This window comes from Methylibium rhizosphaerae (assembly GCF_006386545.1).
GTDB lineage: Bacteria > Pseudomonadota > Gammaproteobacteria > Burkholderiales > Burkholderiaceae_C > Pseudorivibacter > Pseudorivibacter rhizosphaerae.
Genome location: NZ_SWAR01000012.1, coordinates 63,277 through 88,280, shown reverse-complemented (window position 1 = coordinate 88,280; position 25,004 = coordinate 63,277). Strand labels below are relative to the sequence as shown.

The 25,004-nt window shown below is 69.2% G+C and carries 22 protein-coding genes and 1 riboswitch; of the genes, 10 read left to right on the top strand and 12 right to left on the bottom strand.

Annotated elements, in window-relative coordinates; genetic code table 11:
* Nucleotides 1–11: 11 nt before the first annotated feature.
* The 5 genes from E8D38_RS11310 to E8D38_RS11290 form a co-directional block, all read right to left on the bottom strand.
* Nucleotides 12–1,682, bottom strand: coding sequence for a long-chain-fatty-acid--CoA ligase (locus tag E8D38_RS11310; RefSeq protein WP_140629599.1), 1,671 nt, complete (start codon nucleotides 1,680–1,682; stop codon nucleotides 12–14).
* A 220-nt stretch (nucleotides 1,683–1,902) separates the two neighbouring features.
* Nucleotides 1,903–3,339, bottom strand: a complete 1,437-nt coding sequence (locus tag E8D38_RS11305) for an NAD(P)(+) transhydrogenase (Re/Si-specific) subunit beta (RefSeq protein WP_140629595.1) — start codon at nucleotides 3,337–3,339, stop codon at nucleotides 1,903–1,905.
* On the bottom strand, nucleotides 3,339–3,659 hold the full coding sequence (locus E8D38_RS11300) for an NAD(P) transhydrogenase subunit alpha part 2 (protein ID WP_140629593.1): 321 nt from the start codon (nucleotides 3,657–3,659) through the stop codon (nucleotides 3,339–3,341). The genes E8D38_RS11305 and E8D38_RS11300 overlap by 1 nt, the downstream gene beginning before the upstream one ends.
* An 8-nt stretch (nucleotides 3,660–3,667) precedes the next feature.
* Nucleotides 3,668–4,030 (bottom strand): aspartate 1-decarboxylase, encoded by a 363-nt coding sequence (gene panD / locus E8D38_RS11295; RefSeq protein ID WP_140629590.1) that lies wholly within the window; start codon nucleotides 4,028–4,030, stop codon nucleotides 3,668–3,670.
* A gap of 9 nt (nucleotides 4,031–4,039) precedes the next feature.
* Entirely contained in the window at nucleotides 4,040–5,158 is a 1,119-nt protein-coding gene (locus E8D38_RS11290; RefSeq protein ID WP_140629587.1) for a Re/Si-specific NAD(P)(+) transhydrogenase subunit alpha, read from the bottom strand.
* A gap of 160 nt (nucleotides 5,159–5,318) precedes the next feature.
* Here E8D38_RS11290 and E8D38_RS11285 point away from each other — a divergent pair, with 160 nt between their 5' ends.
* Entirely contained in the window at nucleotides 5,319–5,822 is a 504-nt protein-coding gene (locus tag E8D38_RS11285) for an NUDIX hydrolase (protein ID WP_140629581.1), read from the top strand.
* 18 nt (nucleotides 5,823–5,840) lie between these two features.
* Here E8D38_RS11285 and E8D38_RS11280 read toward each other — a convergent pair whose 3' ends face one another.
* Nucleotides 5,841–6,305 (bottom strand): ferritin-like domain-containing protein, encoded by a 465-nt coding sequence (locus E8D38_RS11280; RefSeq protein WP_140629578.1) that lies wholly within the window; start codon nucleotides 6,303–6,305, stop codon nucleotides 5,841–5,843.
* 136 nt (nucleotides 6,306–6,441) lie between these two features.
* On the opposite strand from E8D38_RS11280, the gene mnmA reads away from it, so the two are divergent.
* On the top strand, nucleotides 6,442–7,560 hold the full coding sequence (mnmA, locus tag E8D38_RS11275) for a tRNA 2-thiouridine(34) synthase MnmA (protein ID WP_140629575.1): 1,119 nt from the start codon (nucleotides 6,442–6,444) through the stop codon (nucleotides 7,558–7,560).
* A 153-nt stretch (nucleotides 7,561–7,713) separates the two neighbouring features.
* Nucleotides 7,714–9,321: a methyl-accepting chemotaxis protein gene (locus tag E8D38_RS11270; protein ID WP_140629570.1), complete on the top strand. Its 1,608-nt coding sequence runs from the start codon at nucleotides 7,714–7,716 to the stop codon at nucleotides 9,319–9,321.
* On the opposite strand, the gene E8D38_RS28895 is transcribed toward E8D38_RS11270, so the two are convergent.
* Nucleotides 9,288–9,956 (bottom strand): CAP domain-containing protein, encoded by a 669-nt coding sequence (locus E8D38_RS28895; RefSeq protein WP_246099438.1) that lies wholly within the window; start codon nucleotides 9,954–9,956, stop codon nucleotides 9,288–9,290. The genes E8D38_RS11270 and E8D38_RS28895 overlap by 34 nt on opposite strands.
* A gap of 106 nt (nucleotides 9,957–10,062) precedes the next feature.
* Here E8D38_RS28895 and E8D38_RS11260 point away from each other — a divergent pair, with 106 nt between their 5' ends.
* Genes E8D38_RS11260 through E8D38_RS11245 form a run of 4 tightly spaced genes read left to right on the top strand, consistent with a single transcriptional unit; the run spans nucleotide 10,063 to nucleotide 14,407 of the window.
* Nucleotides 10,063–11,304 carry an efflux RND transporter periplasmic adaptor subunit gene (locus E8D38_RS11260; protein WP_140629567.1) on the top strand — a complete coding sequence of 414 codons (1,242 nt, stop codon included), beginning with the start codon at nucleotides 10,063–10,065 and terminating at the stop codon, nucleotides 11,302–11,304.
* Nucleotides 11,305–11,317: 13 nt separating this feature from the next.
* Nucleotides 11,318–12,037, top strand: a complete 720-nt coding sequence (locus E8D38_RS11255) for an ABC transporter ATP-binding protein (protein WP_425462765.1) — start codon at nucleotides 11,318–11,320, stop codon at nucleotides 12,035–12,037.
* A gap of 24 nt (nucleotides 12,038–12,061) precedes the next feature.
* Nucleotides 12,062–13,225 (top strand): ABC transporter permease, encoded by a 1,164-nt coding sequence (locus E8D38_RS11250; protein WP_140629561.1) that lies wholly within the window; start codon nucleotides 12,062–12,064, stop codon nucleotides 13,223–13,225.
* A 12-nt stretch (nucleotides 13,226–13,237) separates the two neighbouring features.
* On the top strand, nucleotides 13,238–14,407 hold the full coding sequence (locus E8D38_RS11245) for an ABC transporter permease (protein ID WP_140629558.1): 1,170 nt from the start codon (nucleotides 13,238–13,240) through the stop codon (nucleotides 14,405–14,407).
* Nucleotides 14,408–14,422: 15 nt separating this feature from the next.
* Here the strand turns inward: E8D38_RS11245 and E8D38_RS11240 are convergent, their stop codons facing one another.
* From E8D38_RS11240 to E8D38_RS11225, 4 genes are all read right to left on the bottom strand, one after another.
* Entirely contained in the window at nucleotides 14,423–15,148 is a 726-nt protein-coding gene (locus E8D38_RS11240; RefSeq protein WP_181179059.1) for a LytR/AlgR family response regulator transcription factor, read from the bottom strand.
* Between the two features lie 22 nt (nucleotides 15,149–15,170).
* Nucleotides 15,171–16,271 (bottom strand): sensor histidine kinase, encoded by a 1,101-nt coding sequence (locus tag E8D38_RS11235; protein WP_140629549.1) that lies wholly within the window; start codon nucleotides 16,269–16,271, stop codon nucleotides 15,171–15,173.
* Nucleotides 16,258–17,775 (bottom strand): glycoside hydrolase family 113 protein, encoded by a 1,518-nt coding sequence (locus E8D38_RS11230; RefSeq protein ID WP_140629546.1) that lies wholly within the window; start codon nucleotides 17,773–17,775, stop codon nucleotides 16,258–16,260. Before E8D38_RS11230 ends, E8D38_RS11235 begins: the two co-directional genes overlap by 14 nt.
* Nucleotides 17,776–17,937: 162 nt before the next feature.
* Nucleotides 17,938–21,300, bottom strand: coding sequence for a response regulator (locus E8D38_RS11225; protein ID WP_140629541.1), 3,363 nt, complete (start codon nucleotides 21,298–21,300; stop codon nucleotides 17,938–17,940).
* 432 nt (nucleotides 21,301–21,732) lie between these two features.
* Here E8D38_RS11225 and E8D38_RS11220 point away from each other — a divergent pair, with 432 nt between their 5' ends.
* The 3 genes from E8D38_RS11220 to E8D38_RS11210 all read left to right on the top strand — a co-directional run bounded on the left by E8D38_RS11220 (nucleotide 21,733) and on the right by E8D38_RS11210 (nucleotide 24,420).
* Nucleotides 21,733–22,713, top strand: coding sequence for a Bug family tripartite tricarboxylate transporter substrate binding protein (locus E8D38_RS11220; protein ID WP_140629534.1), 981 nt, complete (start codon nucleotides 21,733–21,735; stop codon nucleotides 22,711–22,713).
* A 107-nt stretch (nucleotides 22,714–22,820) separates the two neighbouring features.
* Nucleotides 22,821–23,465 (top strand): peroxiredoxin, encoded by a 645-nt coding sequence (locus tag E8D38_RS11215; RefSeq protein ID WP_140629529.1) that lies wholly within the window; start codon nucleotides 22,821–22,823, stop codon nucleotides 23,463–23,465.
* Between the two features lie 10 nt (nucleotides 23,466–23,475).
* On the top strand, nucleotides 23,476–24,420 hold the full coding sequence (locus E8D38_RS11210) for a CysB family HTH-type transcriptional regulator (RefSeq protein ID WP_140629526.1): 945 nt from the start codon (nucleotides 23,476–23,478) through the stop codon (nucleotides 24,418–24,420).
* Between the two features lie 19 nt (nucleotides 24,421–24,439).
* On the opposite strand, the gene E8D38_RS11205 is transcribed toward E8D38_RS11210, so the two are convergent.
* Nucleotides 24,440–24,784, bottom strand: coding sequence for a hypothetical protein (locus tag E8D38_RS11205; RefSeq protein ID WP_140629522.1), 345 nt, complete (start codon nucleotides 24,782–24,784; stop codon nucleotides 24,440–24,442).
* A gap of 81 nt (nucleotides 24,785–24,865) precedes the next feature.
* Nucleotides 24,866–24,961: riboswitch (cyclic di-GMP riboswitch) on the bottom strand.
* Between the last annotated feature and the right edge of the window lie 43 nt (nucleotides 24,962–25,004).

The window sequence follows — 25,004 nt, the reverse complement described above, 5'->3', positions numbered from 1 at the left end:
GGGGGTGGGCCTCACTTCACCCGCAACTCCCGCCGCAGGATCTTGCCGACCGGCGTCTTGGGCAGCTCGGTGCGGAACTCGATCACCTTGGGCCGCTTGTAACCGGTGAGGTTGGCTTCGCTGAAGGCACGCACGTCGGCTTCGGTGAGGGCCGGGTTCTTCTTGACGATGACCAGCTTCACCGCCTCGCCGGACTTCTCGTCGGGCACACCGACGGCCGCGCACTCGAGCACACCTTCGAGCTGCGAGACCACGTCCTCGACCTCGTTGGGGTACACGTTGAAGCCCGACACCAGGATCATGTCCTTCTTGCGGTCGACGATCTTGAAGTAGCCGCGTTCGTCCACCGTGCCGACGTCGCCGGTGCGGAAGAAGCCGTCGGCCGTCATGACCTTGGCGGTTTCGTCGGGCCGCTGCCAGTAGCCGGCCATCACCTGCGGGCCGCGGATGCAGATCTCGCCAGGCGTGCCCATCGGCACCTCGTTGCCGTCGTCGTCGAGCAGCTTGAATTCGGTCGACGGGATGGGCAGGCCGATGGTGCCGGTGTAGGCCTTGCTGTCCACGGGGTTGCAGCTGGCCGACGGCGAGGTTTCCGACAGGCCGTAGCCCTCGCAGATCGGCGTGTGCGTCTTCTCGAGCCACAGCTTGGCCGTGCCCGAGGTGACCGCCATGCCGCCGCCCACGCTGAGCTTGAGGCTCGACCAGTCCACCGTGTTGAAGTCCTTGTGGTTGGCCAGTGCGCCGAACAGGGTGTTCACCGCCGGGAAGCTGTGGAACTTGTGCTGCGACAGCTCCTTCAGCACCGCGGGCAGGTCGCGCGGGTTCGGGATCAGCACGTTGCAGCCGCCGATGCGCATCGACAGCATCATGTTCACGGTGAACGCGAAGATGTGATAGAGCGGCAGCGCGCAGATGGTGGTGGGCTGCTCGCCCGCCGGCACGTGCTTGAGCGCGGGAGCGTTCCAGGCTTCGGACTGCAGCACGTTGGCGATGATGTTGCGATGCTTGAGCACCGCGCCCTTGCTGACGCCGGTGGTGCCGCCGGTGTACTGCAGCACCGCGATGTCGTCGCGCGTGATGGTGGGCGCGCGGAAGGCGGCGGCGCGGCCACGGCTCACCGCGTCGTTGAAGCGCACGGCGCCCGGCAGCGAATAGGCCGGCACCATCTTCTTCACGTTGCGCACCACGTAGTTGACGATGCTGCCCTTGAGCAGGCCCAGCAGGTCGCCCATGGCCGCCAGCACCACGTGCTTGACCGGCGTGCTGGCGATGCACTGCTGCAGCGTGGAGGCGAAGTTCTCGATGATGACGATGGCCTTGGAGCCCGAGTCCTTGAGCTGGTGCTCCAGCTCGCGGGGCGTGTACAGCGGGTTGACGTTCACCACCACGTAGCCGGCGCGCAGGATGCCGGCCACCGCCACCGGGTACTGGGGCGTGTTGGGCATCATGATCGCCACGCGGTCGCCCTTCTCGAGCCCCAGGCTCTGCAGGTAGGCGCCGAAGGCGCGCGACAGGTCGTCCACCTGCTGGTAGGTGACCGTCTTGCCCATGAACTTGTAGGCCGGCCGCTCGGCGTACTTCTTGAAGCTCTCTTCCAGCAGTGCCACCAGCGAGGAGTACTGGTCGGGGTTGATTTCATGCGGCACACCCGGCGGGTAGTGCTTGAGCCAGATCTTCTCCATGGCTTGTCTTTCTTGGAAGAGGTGATTCGTCAGATGAAGAGTGCCGGGCAAGGCCACCCAGGGTCGCGCGATTCTGACCGAGGGCTGACAGCGCCCGTATCAGGTGTTTCGATACACCGCCTAGAGGCATCTCCTTAGGCGGCGCGGGAAACACGGGCACAAAAAAGGCCGGCATGAGCCGGCCCGTGGCGTTTGCACGCCGAGCGTGCGTGCCTGCGGATCACTCCACCGCCTTGACCATTTCCTCGACCACCTTCTTCGCGTCGCCGAAGACCATCATGGTCTTGTCCATGTAGAAGAGTTCGTTGTCGAGGCCGGCATAACCAGCGGCCATGGAGCGCTTGTTGACGATGACCGTCTTGGCCTTGTAGGCCTCGAGGATCGGCATGCCGAAGATCGGCGATCCCTTCTGCAGCGCGGCCGGGTTCACCACGTCGTTGGCGCCCAGGATGATGGCCACGTCGGCCTGGCCGAATTCGCCGTTGATGTCCTCCATCTCGAACACCTGGTCATAGGGCACCTCGGCTTCGGCCAGCAGCACGTTCATGTGGCCGGGCATGCGGCCTGCCACCGGGTGGATCGCGTACTTCACGTTCACGCCCTTGTGGGTGAGCTTCTCGGCCAGTTCCTGCACTGCATGCTGCGCGCGCGCCACCGCCAGGCCGTAGCCCGGCACGATGATCACGGTCTCGGCGTTGCCCAGGATGTAGGCCGCGTCGTCGGCGCTGCCGCTCTTGACCGGCCGCTGCTCCTGCGTGCCGGTGGCCGCGGCGCCGGCGTCGCCGCCGAAGCCGCCCAGGATCACGTTGAAGAACGAGCGGTTCATCGCCTTGCACATGATGTAGCTCAGGATCGCGCCCGAGGAGCCCACCAGCGACCCGGCAATGATCAGCATGCTGTTGTTGAGCGAGAAGCCGATGCCCGCGGCCGCCCAGCCCGAGTAGCTGTTGAGCATGGACACCACCACCGGCATGTCGGCACCGCCGATCGGGATGATGATCAGCACGCCGAGCACGAAGGCGATGGCCAGCAGCAGCCAGAAGTCGATCTTCGCTTCGCTGACCGTGTAGCCGACGATGAAGAACAGCATCGCCAGGCCGAGCACCAGGTTCAGCAGGTGCTGGCCCTTGAACACCACCGGCGCGCCCTGGAACAGGCGGAACTTGTACTTGCCCGAGAGCTTGCCGAAGGCGATGACCGAGCCGCTGAAGGTGATGGCGCCGATGGCCGCGCCCAGGGCCAGCTCCAGCCGGTTGCCCACTGGAATGGCGCCGCCCTTGACGGTGACGTTGAAGGCCCACGGCTCGACCGCCGCCGCCACCGCGATGAACACGGCCGACAGGCCGATCATGCTGTGGAAGAAGGCCACCAGTTCGGGCATCTTGGTCATCTCGACCGTCTTGGCGCGCCAGGCGCCGTAGGCACCACCGGCCAGCAGGCCCAGCAGCACCCAGCCCATGCCGGCCAGCCCGTTCTGGCCCGCCATCTGCGCGAGCTTCAGGATCAGCGCCGCGGTGGTGAACACCGCGATGGTCATGCCGACCATGCCGAACACGTTGCCGCGGATCGACGTGGTCGGATGCGACAGGCCCTTGAGCGACTGGATGAAGCAGATGCTCGCAACCAGGTAGAGCAGGGTGACGATGTTGAGACTCATCACTTGCTCCCCTCGGCGGCCTTGGCAGGCTTGTCCTTCTTCTTGAACATCTCGAGCATGCGGCGCGTGACGAGGAAGCCGCCGAAGATGTTGACCGCCGCCAGCGCCACCGCGAGCACGCCCATGCTCTTGCCGAGGCCGGTTTCGGTGAGCGCGGCCGCCAGCATGGCGCCCACGATCACGATGGCCGAGATGGCGTTGGTCACCGCCATCAGCGGCGTGTGCAGCGCAGGCGTGACCGTCCACACCACGTGGTAGCCCACGTAGATGGCGAGCACGAAGATGATGAGGTTGATGATCGTCGGACTGATCGCGTCCATGGTGGCTCCTAGATCTTCTTGATTTCGCTGATGCGGTTGTTCTCGCCGAGCAGCACGACACGCGGCTTGAACTTGCGGGCCTCGTCGTCGCTCATCGGTGCGTAGGTGCAGATGATCAAGAGGTCGCCCACGTGCGCCTTGCGTGCCGCCGCGCCATTGAGCGAGATGACGCCCGAACCACGCGGCGCCTTGATGATGTAGGTCGAGAACCGCTCGCCGTTGTTGACGTTGTAGAGCTCGATCTTCTCGAACTCGTGCATGTCGGCGGCCTCGAGCAGGTCCTCGTCGATCCCGCAGGAGCCTTCGTAGTGCAGGTCGGCTTCGGTGACGGTGGCGCGATGCAGCTTCGCGCGCAGCATGATGCGGTTCATGGCGGCGCCCTAGGCCCTCAGCAGCTGGCCGTCACGACACATCAGACAGGCCTTCACGATGTCGTCTTCGAGGTCGATCTTGAGTGCGGCAGCTTCCTTCTCGAGCACCAGCTTCAGGAAGTCCAGCACGTTGCGGGCATACAGCGAACTCGAGTCGGCCGCCACCAGCGCCGGCAGGTTGGTCTCACCCACGAGGGTGACGCCGTGCTTGATGACCGTCTTGCCCGCCTCGGTGAGCGGGCAGTTGCCGCCGGCCGGGGCGGCCAGGTCCACGATCACCGATCCCGGCTTCATGCTCCTGACCATCTCTTCGGTCACCAGCACCGGCGCGGCACGTCCGGGAATCAGCGCGGTGGTGATGACGATGTCGGCCGCCGCCACGCGCTTGGCCACCTCGACCTTCTGGCGGTCGAGCCAGCTCTGCGGCATGGGGCGCGCATAGCCGCCCACGCCTTCGGCCGCCTCCTTCTCCTCGGCCGTCTCGTAGGGCACGTCGATGAACTTGGCGCCCAGCGACTCGACCTGCTCCTTCACCGAAGGCCGCACGTCGGACGCCTCGATCACCGCGCCCAGCCGCTTGGCGGTGGCGATGGCCTGCAGGCCGGCCACGCCCACGCCCAGGATCACGATGCGGGCCGCCTTGATCGTGCCGGCGGCGGTCATGAGCATCGGGAACAGGCGCTGGTACTTGTCGGCCGCGATCATCACGGCCTTGTAGCCGGCGATGTTGGCCTGGGAGGACAGCACGTCCATGCTCTGCGCGCGCGTGGTGCGCGGCGCCGCCTCCAGCGCGAAGGCGGTCAGCTTCGCATTGGCGAGCGCGGTGAGACCGTCGCGGTCGAACGGGTTCAGCATGCCCACCAGCGCCGCGCCCGGCTTCATCTGCGCCAGCTCGGCCGCGCCGGGCGAACGCACCTTGAGCACCAGGTCCGCACCCAGGGCGCCGGCAGCGTCGGTGATCTCGGCGCCCACCGCGGTGTAGGCCTCGTCGGGCGCGGCGGCTGCCGTGCCGGCGCCCGACTGAATGCGCACGACGTGCCCCTGGGCCTTGAGTTTCTTGGCGGTTTCCGGTGTTACGGCAACACGAGTTTCACCCGCCGCTGTTTCGAGCGGTACTCCGATGAGCATCAAACCCTCCTGGTTCTTGAGGCAGCACGCTGACTTGCGCGGAGCTTACACAAAGAATGCGGCAGTTCCGGCGGGGGTGTGCACTTTCAGCAGTTGTGACCGTCGTGCATGCAATCCCCCGAAGGAGCGCCTGCTGCCGGGCGTGGCTACCATGCGCCCCATGACCGAAGAGCGATGGAAACCCAGTGTCACTGTCGCGGCCGTGATAGAGCAGGACGGCCGTTTCCTGCTGGTCGAGGAAGAAACCCCGGAGGGGTTGAAGCTCAACAACCCGGCCGGCCACCTGGACCCGGGCGAGTCGCCCGAGCAGGGCGTGGTGCGCGAGGCGCTCGAGGAAACCGGCTGCGTGTTCCAGCCGCAGGCGCTGGTGGGGGTGTACCTGTCGCGCTTTCGCCGCGAAGCCACCGGTGAGGACGTGACCTACCTGCGCCTGGCGTTCTGCGGCGCCGTCAGCGAGCCGGCGCCGGGCTGGGTGCTCGACTGCGGCATCGTGCGCACCCTGTGGCTGACCGCCGACGAGGTGCGGGCATCGACCGGGCGCCACCGCAGCCCGCTGGTGCTGCGGTGCGTCGAGGACTACCTGGCGGGCAAGCGCTACCCGCTGGAACTGCTGACCACCGATCCCACCGTCTTCGACCCGGAGATCAAGCGGCCTGCACTTTGATGTCGGCGGCCCGGCCGATCAAGGCGGCGGCGCAAACGCCGCCAGCTGCCCGGGCTTGCGCAGCATCTTGTCCACCTCGGCCGCGTGCATCTCCTCGGCGTGGATCATCTGCCGGGCGAATTCCTCCAGCCCGACCGAGTGGCCCTCCACCAGCGCCAGCAGGTCGCGGTACAGGCGCAGCGCGTTGCCTTCGGCTTCGAGCGACTCTCGCAGCATCGCGCCGACGTCGGTCTGGTGCGAATCCAGGAGCGGCCCGATCGCCAGCGACGGGTAAGCGCCCAGCGTGGTGATCCATTCCCCGACCTGCTGCGCATGCAGCAGCGACTCGTTGGCCTGCTCGCGCAGCCAGCCCACGATGGGAATGCGGCCGAAGCCGAACACCAGGAAGGAATAGTGCGTGTAGCGCACCACGCCGGCCAGTTCGGCCTCCAGCAGCCGGTTGAGCACGGCGACCACTTCTTCTTGCTTGGGTGCAGCGGGCATGGGGGGCTCCGGTGAAGTGCTCAGTACAGTTTAGGACCCGACTTCCGCGGCACAAGCCGTGCCCGTTCGGCCGCGCCGTGGGGCCATGGAGGCGGTGCGGGGCCGCCCGGGCGGGCACTTCCTAAAATCGCGCCCCATGGCAACGAAGGAATCAACGAAGGAACGCGTGGTGGTCGGCTTGAGCGGCGGCGTCGACTCCGCGGTGAGCGCCCACCTGCTCAAGCAGCAGGGATACGACGTCGTCGGCATCTTCATGAAGAACTGGGAAGACGACGATGACGACGAATACTGTTCGTCGCGCCAGGACTTCCTCGACGCCGCTTCGGTGGCCGACGTGCTCGGCATCGAGATGGAACACGTGAACTTCGCGGCCGAATACAAGGACCGCGTGTTCGCCGAGTTCCTGCGCGAATACCAGGCCGGCCGCACGCCCAACCCCGACGTGCTGTGCAACGCCGAGATCAAGTTCAAGGCGTTCCTCGACCATGCGATGCGCCTGGGCGCCGAGAAGATCGCCACCGGCCACTACGCCCGGGTGCGCGAGCGCGACGGCCGCTTCGAGCTGCTCAAGGGGCTGGATGCGAGCAAGGACCAGAGCTACTTCCTGCACCGGCTCAACCAGGCACAGCTGTCGAAGACGCTGTTCCCGGTGGGCGAGCTGCGCAAGACCGAGGTGCGGCGCATCGCGGCCGAGATCGGCCTGCCCAATGCGAAGAAGAAGGACTCCACCGGCATCTGCTTCATCGGCGAGCGGCCGTTCCGCGAGTTCCTCAACCGCTACCTGGCCAACCAACCCGGGCCGATCCGCAACGACCGCGGCCGCGTGATCGGCGAACACGTGGGGCTGTCGTTCTACACGCTGGGCCAGCGCAAGGGCATCGGCATCGGCGGCGTGAAGGAAAAGGGCGCGCCTCGCGGCGGCGGTGAACACGAGCCGTGGTTCGTGGCGCGCAAGGACATCGAGAACAACACGCTGTACGTGGTGCAGGGCCATGACCACCCGTGGCTGCAGAGCCTGGAACTCGCTGCCGATGAGGCCAGTTGGGTGGCCGGCGAAGCGCCCGCGCCGGGTGCGATGGCGGCCAAGACCCGCTACCGCCAGGCCGACGCGGCCTGTGTGCTGAAGGCCGGCGCCAACGGCGCCTTCGAACTGGCCTTCCAGGAGCCCCAGTGGGCGGTGACGCCGGGGCAGTCGGCCGTGCTGTACGACGGCGACGTGTGCCTGGGCGGCGGCTTCATCGCCCGCCGCGACTGACAAGAACCTTCACACCTGCTGCCCCTTCTCTGGAGCAAGCGCTCACGTAACAGTCATCAAGCCGGCCTCGCGAGCCGCCGATATGGCCTGTCTCTCACCCTGCCGCGACGGCGGGGCGGACCCATAAATCCTCTGATTCGCGAGATCCTTCCCATGAGCCTGATGAGCCGTATGCCGGTGGGCGCCAAGCTGGGCGCTGCGTTTGCCGCCGTGTTGATCCTGATGGTCGCCAGCGGTCTGTTTTCCATCTTCCAGCTCGGCCGTGTGAATGACGCCGCCGCCGAAATGGCGACCAACTGGCTGCCGTCGGTGAAGCACACGCTGAGCATGGCGCAGGCGGTCACGAGCTATCGCCAGCGTGAATTCCGGCTCGAAGCCGAGCTGGGCGACCCCGTCAAGGCGCGAGAAGCGGTGGCGCTGATGAATGACGCGCTGGCGCAGTACGGACGCTACGAGGCGGCCTATGAACCGCTCATCAGCTCGCCCGATGAGCGTGCGCTGTACGAGCGCTTCAAGGCCGAGTGGCAGGACTACCTGAGCGCCAGCAAGACCTTCCTGGCGCAGGCCGAAGGCGGGCAGCACGACGCCGCACGCATCACCTTGCTGCAGGAAGGTGTGCCGAAGTACACCGCTGCGCAGCAGACCCTGCGCGAGCTGGCCGACCTCAACGAAAGGGGCGCGCAGGCCGCCGCCGAGGCCGGCGACCGCATCCATGCGAACAGCCGGCTGATGATCATCGGCCTGCTCGCCGTTTCGATGCTGGCCGGCGCCGTGCTGGCATTCGCCATCACCCGCATGATCACGCGGCCCCTGGGCGACGCGGTGCGGCTGGCGCAGGCCGTGGCGGCCGGCGACCTGACGCAGCGCCTGCAGGTGAACGGGCACGACGAGATCGCCGATCTGCAGCGCACGCTGGGCACCATGGTGGACAAGCTGCACGGCGTGGTGTGCGACGTGCGCAACGGCGTGGATTCGGTATCCACCGCATCGGCGCAGATCGCCTCCGGCAACCAGGACCTCTCTTCACGCACCGAGCAGACGGCCTCGAACCTGCAGCAGACCGCGGCCAGCATGGAGCAGCTCAACGGCACCGTGAGCCAGTCGGCCGACACGGCCGCCCAAGCCAATCAGCTGGCGACCACCGCGGCCGACGCCGCGGCGCGCGGCGGCGACGTGGTGAGCCAGGCGGTGGCCAGCATGCAGCAGATCACCGACGCATCCAAACGCATCAGCGACATCATCGGCGTCATCGACAGCATCGCCTTCCAGACCAACATCCTGGCGCTCAACGCCGCCGTGGAGGCCGCACGTGCCGGCGAACAGGGCCGCGGCTTCGCCGTGGTGGCCAACGAGGTTCGCGCATTGGCCCAGCGCAGCGCGCAGGCGGCACGCGAGATCAAGACGCTCATCACCGCCTCGGTCGAAACGGTCGAGACCGGCTCGCGTCAGGTCGGGGAGGCCGGCGCGGCGATGCAGGAGATCGTGCACAGCGTGCGCCGGGTCAACGACCTCATGGGCGAGATCTCCTCGGCAGCCACCGAACAGCGCGACGGCATCGGCCAGGTGAACCAGGCGGTGAACCATCTCGACGAAATGACGCAGCAGAATGCCGCGCTGGTGGAGCAGTCGGCCGCCGCGGCTGCGGCGATGAGCGAGCAGGCCCGCCGTCTGGCCGAGGTGGTGTCCGTGTTCAACGTGGGGGCTGCCAGCGCCTCGCGCGGCGCAGGCTATCGCGGCCGGGCCAGGTCCATGGTCCAGTAGCGGCCCCACTGGCTCGACGCGTTGCTCGCGCAGGCCACGCCGATCTCGGTGAAGCTGGCGCTCATGATGTTGGCGCAGTGGCCGTCGCTCGCCATCCAGCCGTCCACCACCTGCTGCACCGTGCTCGGGCCGCCGGCGATGTTTTCGCCCAGCGCCGACCAGTTGTAGCCCGCAGCCGTGACCCGCTGGCCGAGCGTGCGGCCGTCGAGGCTGGTGTGCGAGAAGTAGTTGTTGTCGGCCATGTCGCGTGAATGGCCGTAGGCCGCATCGGTGAGCCGGGTGTTCCACGTGAGGGCCGTGGCCGGGGCGAAGCTGCCGCGGCTGCCGCAGCTGGCCCCGGCAGCACGCCGTGCATTCACCAGCTGCAGCATCTGCGACTGGAAGTTCGACAGGCCGCAGGTATGGGCGGCCGGGGGTGCGGGGCTCGGGCTCGGGCTCGGGCTCGAGGTCGGTGTCGGGCCTGGCGCCGGGGTCGGCGTCGGGCCGCCGCTCGCCGGAGGCGGCGCGTTGGCGTTGTCGTCACCGCCGCCGCAGGCCTGCAAGGCCAGCACGGCCACCACCAGCCAGCCCAGGGCGAGCCGTTGACGCCGAGGTGCGGCACTGTCGTTGTTCTGTTGCGCGAAGTTGTCCTGCATAGGCAGCCCAGCTTGCTCGAGAGCGGTGTATGCAGGGATGACAAAGTGCAACCGCGGGCGGGCCTGTGCACAATCGCACCGCCTCCACCGCCTCGCTCCCAACGCCATGGCCGACGAAGACCAGCCTTCCGCCGCTGCCTCGAAGTTGTCGCAACTGCGCATCGATCGCACCGGCCTCGCGCCGGCACGCCGGCGCCGCGGGCGCTGGAAGTGGATCGTCGGAGCGCTGGTGCTGCTGGCGGCCGCCGGCCTCGCCTTCGCGCCGCGCAAGGCCGAGGTGCAGACCACCACCGTGCTGACCAGCTACCCGTCGATGCAGTACGCGCAGCTCACCGCGTCCGGCTATGTGGTGGCGCAGCGGCGCGCCGCGGTCGCCTCCAAGGCCACCGGCCGGCTGCTGGAGCTGAACGTACGCGAAGGCTCGCAGGTCAGGAAGGGCGAGGTGATCGCGCGGCTCGACGCCAGCGACGTGCAGGCTGCCATTGCCACTGCGCAGGCCGGCGTGCGCCAGGCCGAAGCGGCGCTGGCACAGGCGAAAGTGGAAGCGGCCAACGCCGACGCCGAACTCAGGCGCACCCAGGGCCTGCAGGCACAGGGTTTCGTGTCGCCCCAGGCCGTGGATGCGGCGCTCACCCGTGCCAACGCTGCGCGGGCCGCCGTGGCCTCGGCCGAGGCCGGGCTCGCGCAGGCGCGTGCGCAGGTCAACGTGCAGCGTGTCAACGAGAACTTCACCGAGATCCGCGCCCCCTTCGACGGCGTGGTGCTGGTGAAGAACGCCAACGTGGGCGACATCATCACGCCGTTCTCCAGCGCGGCCGGCTCGCAGGGCGCGGTGGTGACCATGGCCGACATGAGCACGCTGGAGGTGGAGGCCGATGTGTCCGAGAGCAACCTGTCGAAGGCGAGGATCGGCCAGCCGGTCGAGATCACGCTCGATGCGCTGCCCGACGTGCGCTTTCGCGGCCAGGTGGGCGGCATCGTGCCCACGGTGGACCGGGCCAAGGCCACCGTCATGACCAAGATCCGCTTCGAGAAGCTCGATACGCGGATCCTGCCGGAGATGAGCGCGAAGGTGACCTTCCTGTCGCAGCCCGCCACCGATGCCGACCAGCGCCCGGTGCTGGCGGTGAACCCGGAGGCTGTGACCGAACGCGGCGGCGCGAAGGTGGTGCTGCGGCTGGCCAGGCAGGGCGAAGACGAGGTGCTCGAGGCGGTGCAGGTCACGCCGGGCCGCAGGCTGGGCGACGTGCTCGAGGTGTCGGGCGCGCTCAAGTCGGGCGAGCAGCTGGTGCTCAAGCCGGCCGACAAGCTGCAGGCCGGCACCAAGGTCGCGGTGGCTGCAAAGTGAACATGCCTGCGCGATGCCAGGCGCAAGCGACGAGCAGGGGGTCGTCATGATCCGCATCCGGTCGCTGCGCAAGGCCTACCAGCGCGGCGGACAGCAGATCCCGGTGCTGCTCGACGTCGACCTCGACGTGCAGCGCGGCGAGTTCATCGCCCTGATGGGCCCCAGCGGCTCGGGCAAGAGCACGCTGCTCAACCTGATCGCCGGCATCGACAAGCCCACCAGCGGCACCATCGAGATCGGCGGCGTGGACATCGCCACCTTGAGCGAAGGCGAGCTGGCCGACTGGCGTGCGGCGAACGTGGGCTTCATCTTCCAGTTCTACAACCTGATGCCGGTGCTCACCGCCTTCGAGAACGTGGAGCTGCCGCTGCTGCTCACCGGCCTGTCGGCCCGCAAGCGCCGCGAACACGTGGAAGCCACGCTCGACGCGGTGGGCCTGGCCGACCGCATGGACCACTACCCGAACGAACTCTCGGGCGGGCAGCAGCAGCGCGTGGCGATTGCACGCGCACTCGTCACCGACCCCATGCTCATCGTCGCCGACGAGCCCACAGGCGACCTCGACCGGGTGACCGGCGAGGAGGTGCTGCGCCTGATGGACGAGCTGCACACCGAGCTGGGCAAGACCATCGTCATGGTCACGCACGACCCCAAGGCCGCGGCACGGGCGCGGCGGCTGGTGCACCTCGAGAAAGGCGTGCTGGTGCCCGACGGCGAGGCCGGCCCGGCCTGACGCGAACGGAAAACCGGAGCGGCGATGTTCCTCTTCAAGCTGCTGCTGAAGAACGCCTTCCGCCACAAGCTGCGCACCCTGCTCACGATGGTGGGCCTGGTGGTGGCGATCTGCGCCTTCGGCCTGCTGCGCACCATCGTCGACGCCTGGTACGCCGGCGTGGAGGCCAGCTCCAGCACCCGGCTGGTCACCCGCAGCGCCATCTCGCTCACCTTTCCGCTGCCGCTGCACTATGCCGAGCGAATCCGCGCGGTCGACGGCGTGAGCAGCGTGTCGTGGGCCAACTGGTTCGGCGGCATCTACATCGAGCCGCGCAACTTCTTCGCGCAGTTCGCGGTGGATGCGCCGACCTACCTCGCGCTCTACCCGGAGTACCGCATCAGCGACGGCGAGCGGCAGGCCTTCCTGCGCGACCGCCAGGGCGCGATGGTGGGCCGCAAGCTGGCCGACAAGTTCGGCTGGAAGGTCGGCGACACCATCCCGCTCAAGGGCACCATCTACCCCGGCACCTGGAACTTCACGCTGCGCGCCATCTACGACGGCGCCGAGGCCAAGACCGACGAGCAGCAGATGCTGTTCCACTGGAAGTACCTCACCGAGACCTTCCGTGCCCGTGTGAAGACGGCGCGCAACGTCGACTTCGTGGGCGTGTACGTGCTGGGCATCGACCAGCCCGAAAACGCCGCCGCCGTCTCGCTGCGCGTGGACGGGCTCTTCAAGAACTCGCTGGCCGAAACCCTGACCGAAACCGAGAGCGCGTTCCAGTTGAGCTTCGTGTCGATGAGCGAGGCCATCCTGGTGGCGGTGCAGGCGGTGAGCTTCATCATCGTGGTGATCATCATGGCGGTGATGGCCAACACCATGACGATGACGGCCCGCGAGCGGCTGGCCGAATACGCGACGCTCAAGGCCCTGGGCTTTTCACCGGGCTTCGTGGTGAAGCTGCTGTTCGGCGAAAGCCTGCTGATCGCGCTGCTCGGCGGCGGGCTGGGGCTGCTGGTCACGCTACCGGTGGCGGCCGCGTTCAAGAACGCGGTGGGCACGCTGTTCCCGGTGTTCGAGGTGAGCGCCCTGACGCAGGCGCTGCAGCTTGGGGCCTGCCTGGTCGTGGGCGTGGTGGCTGCAGCCTGGCCTGCGTGGAAGATGAGCCGCATCGACATCGTGCAGGGGTTGAGGCACGTGGCGTAGCGCGGTGAAGCGATGAAACCCCTCCCCCTCAGCTACATCGCCCGCAACCTCTGGGTGCGCCGCGTCACCACCGCGCTCACCGCCGGCGGCATGGCGCTGGTGGTCTACGTGTTCGCCACCGTGCTGATGATGAGCGAGGGCATCAAGGCCACGCTGGTGGCCACCGGGCAGCCGGACAACGTGATCGTGCTGCGCAAGGGCGCGGGCGCCGAGATCAACTCCGGCGTGAGCCGCGAGCAGGCCGCCATCGTCGAGAGCCTGGCCGGCATCGCGACCGACGGGCAGGGCCGGCGCATCGTCTCCAAGGAGCCGGTGGTGCTGAACAACCTGCCCAAGCGCGGCAGCGGCAAGCCCAGCAACGTGACGGTGCGCGGCACCTCCGGGCTGGGGTTTGCCTTGCGGCCGCAGGTGCGGCTGGTCGAAGGGCGGCCGTTCCGCCCCGGCAGCAGCGAGATCGTCACCGGCAGCGCGATCGCGCGCGGCTTCAGCGGCGCGGCACTGGGCGAGACGCTGCGCTTCGCCGGGCGCGACTGGACGGTGGTGGGCGTGTTCGATGCCGGCCGCACCGGCTTCGATTCCGAGATCTGGGGCGATGCCGACCAGATGATGCAGGCCTTCCGGCGCAACTCGTATTCGAGCGTGATCTTCAGGCTGGCCGATGCGGGCCAGTTCGAGCGGGCCAGGGCCACGCTCGAAGCCGACCCCCGGCTGTCGCTCGACGCCAAGCCGGAGCGGCAGTTCTACGAGGAGCAGTCGCGCGCACTGGCCACCTTCATCCGCTACCTGGGGCTCGCGCTGTCCATCATCTTCTCGATCGGCGCGGTGGTGGGCGCGATGATCACCATGTTTGCCGCGGTGGCCCAGCGCGTGGGCGAGATCGGCACGCTGCGCGCCCTCGGGTTCCGGCGCAGCGCGGTGCTCACGGCCTTTCTCGCCGAGTCGCTGCTGCTGGCCCTGGTGGGCGGCGTGGCCGGGCTGGCCGCCGCCTCGCTGATGCAGGCGGTGAACATCTCGACCACCAACTTCCAGACCTTCTCCGAGCTGGCCTTCCAGTTCAAGCTCACGCCGGCGATCGCGGTGCAGACGCTCGCGTTTTCGCTGGTGATGGGTTTCGTGGGCGGCTTCATCCCGGCCTGGCGGGCCGGGCGGCTGAAGATCGTGGACTGCCTGCGCGAGGCGTAGCGCCCCGCCGGCCGGTTACAGCGAACGCAGCAACTCGGCGCCGGCGCGGCTCGCCTCCACCTGCCCGAGCCCGTGCTTGAGCTCCACCACGCAGTGACCCGGGCGGTCGCGCACGATGCGCGCCACGAAGTGCAGGTTCACGATGGCCGCGCGGTGCACCTGCACGAAGGCCAGCGGGTCCAGGCGCGGCTGCAGCGCCTTGAGCGGCAGCTCGACCAGGTGCTCGCCGTCACGGGTGACGAGCTGGGTGTAGCCGGGCACCGCGCGCAGGCAGGCCACGTCTTCCAGGCGCAGCAGCTGCGTCTGTGTGCCGCGCGTCACCCGCAGCCAGGGCGACGCCGCCTCTGCCGCCGGCAGGGCGGCAGCCTGCGGCAGGCCGGCCAGGCGTGCCTTCAGCCGCGTCACCGTGTCGCCCAGGCGAGCCGGCTCCAGCGGCTTCACCAGGTAGTCGATGGCACGCGCCTCGAAGGCTTGCAGCGCATGCTGGTCGTAGGCGGTCACGAAGACGATCTCGCCGGCATAGCCGCGTTCGCGCATCTGCCGCGCGGCGGCCATGCCGTCCAGGTGCGGCATGTTCACGTCGAGGAAGGCCACCTCGGGGCGGTGCTCCAGCACGGCCGCCAGCGCGCGCCGGCCGTCGGCGGCCTCGGCCACGATGCGCAGCTCGGGCCATGCCAGGGCCAGCGCCTCGCGCAGCTCGGCGCGCAGCAGCGGTTCGTCGTCGGCGATCAGTGCGCGCATGCGGCCTCCCCCTCTTTCCCTTTCAGCTCGCCCGCCACGGCAGCGTGAGCACGGCCTCGCAGCCGGGGCGGGCATTGTGCAGCTGCAGGCTGGCCGCGTCGCCATGCAGGAGGCGCAGCCGCTCGCGCAGGTTGGCGAGGCCGGTGCCGCTGCCGCTTGCGCGTGCCGCGCCTGGCGGCACGGCGGCGAGGCCGCCGCCGTTGTCGCGCACCGTCACCAGCAGGTGCTCGCCCACCAGGCGGGCGGCGATGTGCAGCGAAAGCGCCTCGCCGTCCTCGGGCAGCCCGTGCTTGACCGCGTTTTCGGCCAGGCACAGCAGCGCCCCCGGCGGCAGTGCAAACCCGGCCAGCGGCTCGGGCACATCGGCCACCAGGTGCATCGGCCGGTCCATGCGCTCGCGCAGCAGGTCCAGGTAGGCCTGCACCAGCGCCAGCTCGTCGCGCAGCGGCAGGCGGTCGGCGCGAAAGCTCGGCAGCACCAGCTTGAAGTAGCGGATCAGGTGGTCGAGCATCTGCAGGGCCCGGGCGCTGTCGGTGCGCACCAGCTGGCGCAGGTTGGCCAGCGTGTTGTAGATGAAGTGCGGCTCGATCTGGGCCTGCAGCAGCTGCAGGTGGGCCAGCGTGCGCTCGTGCTGCAGCTGCTGTTGCTGCACCCGGGCCGCGCGTTCGGCCTCCCAGGCGGCGCGCTCGCGCTGCCGGGCCCGCTCCAGCAGCCACAGGCCGGCTGCCATCAGGGCCCCAAGCACCGGCGCGCCGACCATGCCGCGCTCGACCACCGGCCGCGCAAAGACGTACTCGATCGGCCGGCCGTACAGCGTGGCCATGGCCAGCACCGTGGCCACCAGGGCCGCCCAGGTGGCCAGCGCCGCGCCGGGCAGCAGCAACCACAGCGGGACACGCCGGCGCAGCAGCCACAGGGCCGCAGCGCCGCCCCCCAGCAGCATGGCCAGCACCGCCGGCAGCACCTGGTACACCGCGACCCGCGGGTTGCGCGTGGCCAGCGCCACCACCAGCGCGGCCAGGCCCAGCCCCAGCGGCGCCAGCACCACGGCATAGCCCTCCAGCGCGCGCGGGGCGGCGACGGAGTCGGAGCGGTCGGCAGGAAAGGACTCAGGCGTAGACAACTCGCAGCGACAGCACTTGCTGGTTCACGGGGAAGGCGGGGGCGGTGGCATGCACGTCGATCACGTTCGGCCCGCCCGGCCGGTAGTGTGCCGAAATGTCGATGTCGAACGCCGAACGGTTCTGCTCGAGCCGCCAATGGCCGTTGACGTTGACCAGCAGGTTGCCCAGGGTCGCGAAGGCCACCTGCAGCCGCACCTCGCCGGCCGACTGCGGCCCGCTGCCCTGCCAGCGCAGGAACTCGAAGCGGTCGCCTTCGGCGAACGACAGGCTCACCGCTTCGCTGCCGGCGGCCAGCTTGTCGGCGAGGTTGCGACCGTCCAGCGCGGCGGTGTGGTACGGGCGATGGAAGGGGTCGGCCTCGGCCCGCGCGATGGCCGCGCGCACGATCGGTGCGGCGGGCTTGTCACGCCCTTCGGCAGTGACGAGACCGAAGTGGCGGTCGTCCAGGTCATCGGCCTTCGGGTTGTCGGTGATCGACCAGATGTGGAAACCCCGCAGCCGGTTGCGGAACACGCCGCTGCGCTGGTTGGCCGCCAGCAGCTTGGGAAAGAGGTCGGCGTAGTAGCCCGCCTGCTCCGCTTCGGTGCCCTTGTACTTGCGCGGGTCCAGCGGCACGCCGGGGGCGCCGTCGGCGGCGGTGGAGAAGCCGTTTTCGGTGACCACCACCTCGCGGTCGCCGGCGAATTCGTCGATCCAGAAACGGATGATCTCCAGCGTGCGGTTCGCGTCGGTGAGCGGGCGCGTCGTGTCGCGGTGGTAGGTGTCCAGCGCGAGGTAGTCGGAGGCTGCCACCACGTCGCGCAGCCAGGGGTTGTGCGCGCCGCCCTTGGCGATGGGACTGTCGGCCAGGAAGGGGTCGCCGTTGAAGATGGGCTGCAGCGCGAGCAGCGCCGACTTGCCCAGCTGCGCCGCAGCCTCGCGCGCGGCCGCGGCGGCTTCCAGGTACCAGGCCGCCCACTCCTGCGCGCGCGGCTCGCTGCCCGGCTGCTGCAGCCGGTAGTTGGAGACGATCTCGTAGTCGATGGTGAGCACGGCCGCGCCGAAGTTGCCGAGCAGCCATTGCACATAGGCACGCACGAAGTCCAGGGCGGCGCGGCGCGTGGTGGCGTCGGTGATGTCGTCGGCGTAGTGGGCCGGTACCTTGAAGCTCACGTTCACCGCACCGAGGATGGTTTCGCCATGCAGGTGGGTGTCGGCATAACGGGCCGGGTCGGGCCAGGTATGGATGCCAGGGCGCTGCTCGATGGCGGCCCAGCCGTCGAAGCTCACCCGCGCGCTGGGGCGCCGGCCCACGGCCGCCAGCGTGGCGGCCTGCTGGTTGTAGACCTCCCAGAAACCCCATCGCAGGCCGGTGGGGTTGGGTTCGGCCACGTGCTTCACCACGCTGGTGCCCGAGCCGGGGCCGCCGCCATCGTCTACCACGGCGGTATCGCCTTCGTCGCTGCCGCCGCAGCCGCTCAGCGCGGCTGCGGCGGCCCACAGCGAGAAGCTCCTTCGATCCATGCCTTTCCTCCGGTGTTCTTGTGCAGGCGCGCATGCTGCGCAGCCGCCGCCACCGCGGGAAGCGGCAGCCCGGCGAACGGTCGATGCCGCCCCTCGGACTGCATGAAACAAGGGTTGGACGGCGCGGCGCCCGGGTCTTGCGGGCCGCCGGTCAGGCTGCCGCTAAGCGCTGGTGCCTGCCACGGGCTGCGGCAAAGCGCGCATCAGCGGCTCCAGCTGCCGCATCACGTCCTGCAGCAGCGGCTCGATCGCCGCCTCGCCGGCCGCCTGCTCATGCACGACGACCAGCGCCGCTTCGAGCGCCTGGGCCGCCCGCTGCAGGCCGGGCATGCCCAGCGTGCCGGCCACGCTCTTCAGATCGTGGGCGCAGCGTATGGCGGACTCGGCGTCCCCTCGTGCACGCGCATCGCGCAGGCGGGCCTCGAAATCGGCCTCATGCAGGCGGAACTTGCCGAGCAGCCTCCGGTACAAGGCCTCGTTGCCATTCAGCGCGGCCAGGCCGGCCTGGCGGTCCAGCCCCGGTGGCGCCGCGGGCGCCTCCGGCGGTCGCACCCAGCGCACCAGCGTGGCGAACAGCTCGTCCACGTCGATCGGCTTGGCCACGTGATCGTTCATGCCGGCGGCCAGCACCTTCTCGCGCTCGCCGGCCATGGCGTTGGCGGTCATGGCGATCACCGGCAGGTCCTGCAGCCCGGGGCGCTCACGCAACGCGCGCGTCGCCGCGTAGCCGTCCATCACCGGCATCTGGCAATCCATCAGCACCGCGTCGTAGCGCGCATCGTCGAGCGCGGCCAGCGCCTCGCGGCCGTCGGCCGCCACGTCGACGGCCATGCCGGCGCGCTGCAGCAGATCGCAGGCCAGCTCCTGGTTGATGGAGTTGTCCTCCACCAGCAGGATGCGCCTGCCGGCCAGGCCGGCCTGGCGCGTCTGCAGCAGCTCCTGGCGCTGTTCGAGGCGACGGTGGTGCACCGCCGGGCGGCCGAGCGCGACGAGGCAGGCGTCCAGCAGCGTCGAGGGCGTGACGGGCTTGGGCAGCAAGGCCCCGACCTGCAGCCCGCGCGCCTGCAGCTGGCGCTCGGCCTGGTCGCGGTTGAAGGCCGTGACCATCAGCACGGTCGGCGGCGGATGGCGGCCGCCCGCCAGCCGCGCCAGGCATTCGATGCCATCCATGCCCGGCATGCGCCAGTCGAGCAGCAGCAGCTTGAACGGGCGGTCGGCCGCGTCGGCCTGCGCGACGGCGGCGAGCGCCGACCCGCCGTCGGCCGCGGCCTGGACCTCCATGCCCAGCGACACCATCAATACCTGCAGCAGCTCGCGGGTGGCGGGATGATCGTCCACCACCAGGACCCGCGCACCCCGCAGCCCGCCAGCCTCGGCGACCGGCTGCTCACCGGACTGCAGACCCAGGGGCAGCGTGAAGTGGAAGCAGCTGCCGCGGCCCGGTTCGCTGTCTACGCCGATGTCGCCGCCCATGCACCGCACGAGGTGACGGCAGATCGCAAGCCCCAGGCCGGTGCCGCCGTAGCGCCGGTTGGTCGACGCATCGGCCTGCGTGAACGGCTGGAACAGGCGCTCGCGCGCCCCAGCGGTCATGCCGATGCCGGTATCGCGCACCTCGAAGCGCAGCGTCGCGTGCAACGCCTCGCGGCTGACGAGCGACACCGCTACCGTCACCTCGCCGCACTCGGTGAACTTGATGGCGTTGTTGCCCATGTTCAGCAGGATCTGGCCCAGCCGCGCGGGGTCGCCCACCAGCGCTGTGGGCAGGTCCGGCGGCAGCACGAACAGCAGCTCCAGGCCCTTCTCCTCGGCGCGCATGGCCAGCAGGTTGGCCAGTTGCTCGAACACGTCGCCCAGCTCGAATGCGATGTTCTCGATCTCCAGCTTGCCGGCCTCGATCTTCGAGAAGTCCAGGATGTCGTTGACGATGTGCAGCAAGGACTCAGCCGCGCCATGCACCTTCTCGATGTAGTTGCGCTGCCGCGCGTCCAGCCCGCTCCGGAGCGCGAGGTACGACATGCCCAGGATGGCGTTCATCGGCGTGCGGATCTCGTGGCTCATGTTGGCCAGGAACTCGCTCTTGGCCCGGGTGGCCGCCTCGGCCGCATGCTGCGCGTGTTCGAGCTGGGCGGTGCGCTCGCGCACCCGCTGCTCCAGGGTGTCCGCCAGGCCCCGCACCTCGGCCCGCGAGCGGCGCAGCCGCATCAGGAAGAACACGGTGCTGCCCAGCGCGAGCAGGCTGCCGGCCAGCACCGTCCACAGCCAACGCTGCCTCAGTTCGCGCGCCCGCAGCTCGGCGGCCTGTTGCTCACCGCGGCGCTGCAGTTCGGCCAGCTGCTGGCGGCGCGCCTCGTCGCGGCGACGCTGGGCGGCGCCCAGCAGCCGCTCGGCGCTGCGCTCGGTGCTGGCCTTGACCATCAGGTCGGCGGCCTCGATGGACAGGCGATAGGCACGCGGCGCATCGCCGGCCGCCGCTGCCAGCTCGGCCAGCCGGCGCGTCGCCAGCGACTGGTGCAGCGGCTGCGCCAGTTCGAGCGCGCGGCGGTAGGCATCTTCGGCTTCGGCCAGCGCTTCGGCCGGGCGCCCGAGCCTTTGTTCGATCTGGCTGCGCTGCAGCGCTGAAAAGAACAGGCCGGCAGGCAGCCGTGTGATCTTGAGAATGGAGCGCCCCTCCTCGTTGGCGGCCAGCGCCTCCTTCAGCCGCCCTTCGCGCAGCGCCGTTTCGGCCCGCAGGTTCAGGGCAACGCCCACTGCAGTGGGCGAGCCGACGGCCCTGAAGGTCTGGATGGCCTGGTCGAGGTAACGCTCGGCCTCGGTCGGGGCGTCGCGCTGGTAGGTGGCCTCGAACAGGGTCACGAGGGCATAGCCTTCCTGCAGCTTCGAACTCGCGGCCTGCGCCTGGCGCAGCATCTCCTGCGCCTGCTGCAGCGCTTCGACACGGCGCCCGCTATGCAGGTATGAAACCGCCAGGCCGTGATGGGCGTACGCCAGCACCAGCGGCTCGCCCGAGCGCTGGGCCGCGTCCTGTGCCTGCAGCGCCATCGTCACCGCCTCTTCGAGCCGGCCGACGCGGCGGTACACCAGGGCGCCCCGGAACAGGGCTTCGGCGAGCAGGTCGGGCCGGTCCACCCCTTCGAGTGCGGCGAGGGTCTGCTCGGTCACCTCGACCAGCCGGCCGACGTCGTTGCGGTTCACCGCGGCGAGCCCGATGTTCATGTTGGCTTCGGCCTGGGCCGCGCGGTCGCCGGTGGCCACCGCTTCGTGCAGCGCCTGCTCGGCATGGGCCATGGCCTCGGACGTCCTGGCCAGGTGGACACCCAGGCGGGCGAGCAGATTGAGCGCGCGCACCCGATCGGCAGCGGGCGCGTCGGACGGCAGTTCGGCATGCAGGCGCTGCGCCTGCTGGTACGCCGCCGGGGCGTCGTTGTCGGCCAGCTTGCGCACCGCGGCGGCACGCTGGCGCCAGTCGTCGATGGGGGCGGCCAGGCCGTGCGCACACACGAGCTGCAGCGAGCCCGCCAGCACGCAAACCCATCGAACGCAGGCGCCTTTCACCTTTGCGGGCTCGGGCTGGCCACCGGCCCGGCGGCCTGCGCCGCGGCTGCGGATGGGGCCCGCGACACGGCGGCGGTGATGGCCAGGTGGATCCTTTTCATCGCTTGCTACGTGTCGCTTCGGCGCTGCGGGCTGGGACCGGTCTCGGGGCGGCGGCCCAGGTCCGGTTCGGGCGGCCTCACGGCATTCGATGATGTCAGCGATGGCGCCTCCAGCCTCCTATGGAAACCCGCACATCGCCTCGCCTGACACCGCCGGCCGGCGGTGTGTCTGCGGGTTTGCCCGCAATCGCTTTTGCGTTTCGCGAAAGCTCGCCTCTCGTTTCGGTCATTCCGCGACCGCGGGCGCGTTTCAACAATGCGCACCACCGTTCCGGCGCATCACGAGACCTCAGGAGACACCATGGCCACCCAGCTGCTTCACCTCATCGCCGCCAGCGCCGTGCTGGCGGCAGCCGCCCTGCCGGCCGCCGCCCAGGGCACCGGCTATCCGAACAAGACCGTCACGATGATCGTGCCGGCCGCGGCCGGCGGCACCACCGACATCGCGGCGCGCATGCTCGCGGAGCCGCTGGGCAAGGCGCTGGGCCAGACGGTGGTGGTCGACAACCGCTCGGGCGCCAGCGGCAACCTGGCCGCCGTGGCCGTGAAGCGTGCCGAGGCCGACGGCTACACGCTGCTCATGCAGTACTCCGGCTACCACGTGATCACGCCGCACGTGAGCCGGCAGCCGGCGCAGTGGAGCACCGCCGACTTCCGGCCGGTGGCCAACGTGCTGAGCGCGCCGCAGGTGATCGTGGTGCGCGACGGGCTGCCGGTGAAGACCATGGCCGAGCTGATCGCCTATGCCAAGGCCAACCCCGGCAAGCTGACGTATGGATCGTCCGGCAACGGCTCGCTGCAGCACGTGACCGGCGCCATGCTCGAGCAGCAGGCCGGCATCCAGATGACGCACGTGCCCTACAAGGGGACGGCACCGACCCTGCAGGACCTGCTGGGCGGACAGATCGACCTGACCTTCGGCACGCCGCCTCCGTTCATGCCGCACATCCAGTCGGGCAAGCTGCGGGCGCTGGCAGTGACGGGCAAGGCGCGGCTGGGCTCGCTGCCCAGCGTGCCGACCGCCACCGAAGCCGGGCTGCCCCGGCTGGATGCGAGTTCCTGGTTCGGCGTCTTCGTGCCGGCGAAAACGCCGCAGCCGGTGGTCGACCGGCTCAGCAGCGAGATCGCGAAGATCCTGGCCACGCCGGCCTTCGAGCAGAAGGCCGCCGAGCAAGGCGCCAAGGCCGACTTCATGAACCCGCAGCAGTTCGCTGACTTCACCAGTGGCGAATACACCCGCTGGAGCCAGGTGGTGAAGACGTCGAAGATCGAGGCCGACTGAGCCCGGTTTATTCAGCTGCCGCCTAAGGATAGAAGCAATCTGTCGTTCATCGCATAAGCGAGGCTTTTGATAATGCTCCGATCGCATATCGATTCAGGAGAAGGTTCATGGCTTCCTTGCGACTGGGCGACACGGCCCCGGACTTCGAGCAGGACTCTTCCGAAGGGCCCATCCGCTTCCACCAATGGCTGGGCGACTCGTGGGGGGTGCTGTTTTCGCACCCCGCCGACTTCACCCCGGTGTGCACCACCGAACTCGGCCTCACCGCCAAGCTGAAGGACGAATTCGCCCGGCGCAACGTCAAGGTGATCGCGCTGTCGGTGGACCCGGTCGATTCGCACCGGAAGTGGATCGGCGACATCAACACCACGCAGAACACGGTGGTGAACTTCCCGATCCTGGCGGACGCGGACCGCAAGGTGTCGGAGCTCTACGACCTGATCCACCCGAACGCGAGCACCACCGCCACCGTGCGTTCGCTGTTCGTCATCGACCCGCAGAAGAAGATCCGCCTCACCATCACCTACCCGGCCAGCACCGGACGCAACTTCGACGAGATCCTGCGCGTCATCGACTCGCTGCAGCTCACCGAGTACCACAGCGTGGCGACGCCGGGAAACTGGAAGGACGGCGACGACGTGGTGATCGTGCCTTCGCTGCAGGACCCCGAAGTCATCCGGCAGAAGTTCCCGAAGGGTTACCGGGCGGTGACGTCCTACCTGCGCCTCACGCCGCAGCCGAACAAGGCCTAGCAGGCGCGCGATGAACTTCCAGCAATTGCGCTCGGTGCGCGAGGCGGTGCGCCGCGGCTTCAACCTCACCGAGGTGGCCAACGCGCTGCACACCTCGCAGCCCGGCGTGAGCCGCCAGATCCGCGAGCTCGAGGAAGAACTGGGCGTGGACATCTTCGTGCGCGCCGGCAAGCGGCTCACCGGCCTCACGCCGCCCGGCGAGGTGGTGCTGCCCATCGTCGAGCGGCTGCTGCTGGAAGCCGACAACCTGCGGCGCGCCGGCGAGGACTACAACCAGCAGGACCACGGCCAGCTCACCATCGCCGCCACGCACTCGCAGGCCCGCTATGCCCTGCCGACCGCGGTGCGCGACTTCCGCGCGCGCCACCCGAAGGTGCAGCTCAACCTGCACCAGGGCTCGCCGCGGCAGGTGGCGCAGATGCTCCTCGAGGGCGAGGCCGACCTGGGCATCGCCACCGAGGCGCTCGCGCAATACGAGTCGCTGGTGGCGCTGCCGTGCTACCGCTGGACCCACTCGGTGGTGGTGCCGCCCGGGCACGAGCTGCTGGGCGGTGGGCCGCTCACCCTCGAGCGGCTGGCGCAGTACCCGCTCATCACCTATGACGCGGGCTACACCGGCCGCACCCACATCGACGAGGCCTTCCGCAAGCAAGGGCTCGCGCCGCAGTTCGTGCTCACCGCCATGGACGCCGACGTGATCAAGACCTACGTGGAGCTGGGACTGGGCGTGGGCATCGTCGCTTCCATCGCCTACGACGAGGAGCGCGACCAGCACCTGCGCGCGGTGGATGCGCGCCATCTGTTCGCGGTGAACATGACGCGGCTGGCGCTGCGGCGCGGCACCTGGCTGCGCGCCTATGTCTACGACTTCATCGAGACGTTTGCCTCGCCGCTCACGCGGCCGGTGGTCGAGCAGGCGCTCAACCGGGAGCCCGGCGCGCTGTTCGAGATCTGACCTCGGAGGTCAGCTCAGGTCAGAGTTCGAGGTCGCACGAGACGACCGGCCCCGGCATCGGCAGCTCGCCGAAGGCCGAGTGCACCACGGCGCCGGTCATCACCTCGTCGAGTTCGCCATAGCCGGTGGCCTCGACCACCATGCCCGAGCAGCGCTGGTCCATCACCGTGCGCAGGTCCACCAGGCCGCGGTCGTATTCCATCAGCGTCACCCGGTCGACCTGCATGAAGACGAAGTCGTGGTCCTGCGCTTCGCCGTGGCGGCGAGCGACGCCGACGAATTCCCGCTGGTCGGGGTCGACGGCCGTCACGATGATCGACCTGCCGTCGTTGTGCAGGGTCTGGCGAACGGTGAGAGGCAGCATGGCGAGGTCTCCTGGGCTTGCATGGCTCGAAGACCCGGCGCATTGCATCGGCTGCCGTGGGAGGACACGGTGCGTGGCCGCACCGGCAACCCCGCTGTCGTGGCACCCCTCGCAAGAGATGCTTTAGACCGGAAGCTTTGCGACCCCGGCTTTCGTCCGGGTGTGCCTTGTCATCGACGGTGTCGATCGTATCCATCTGCAACGCCTGCGTGCATGGCCG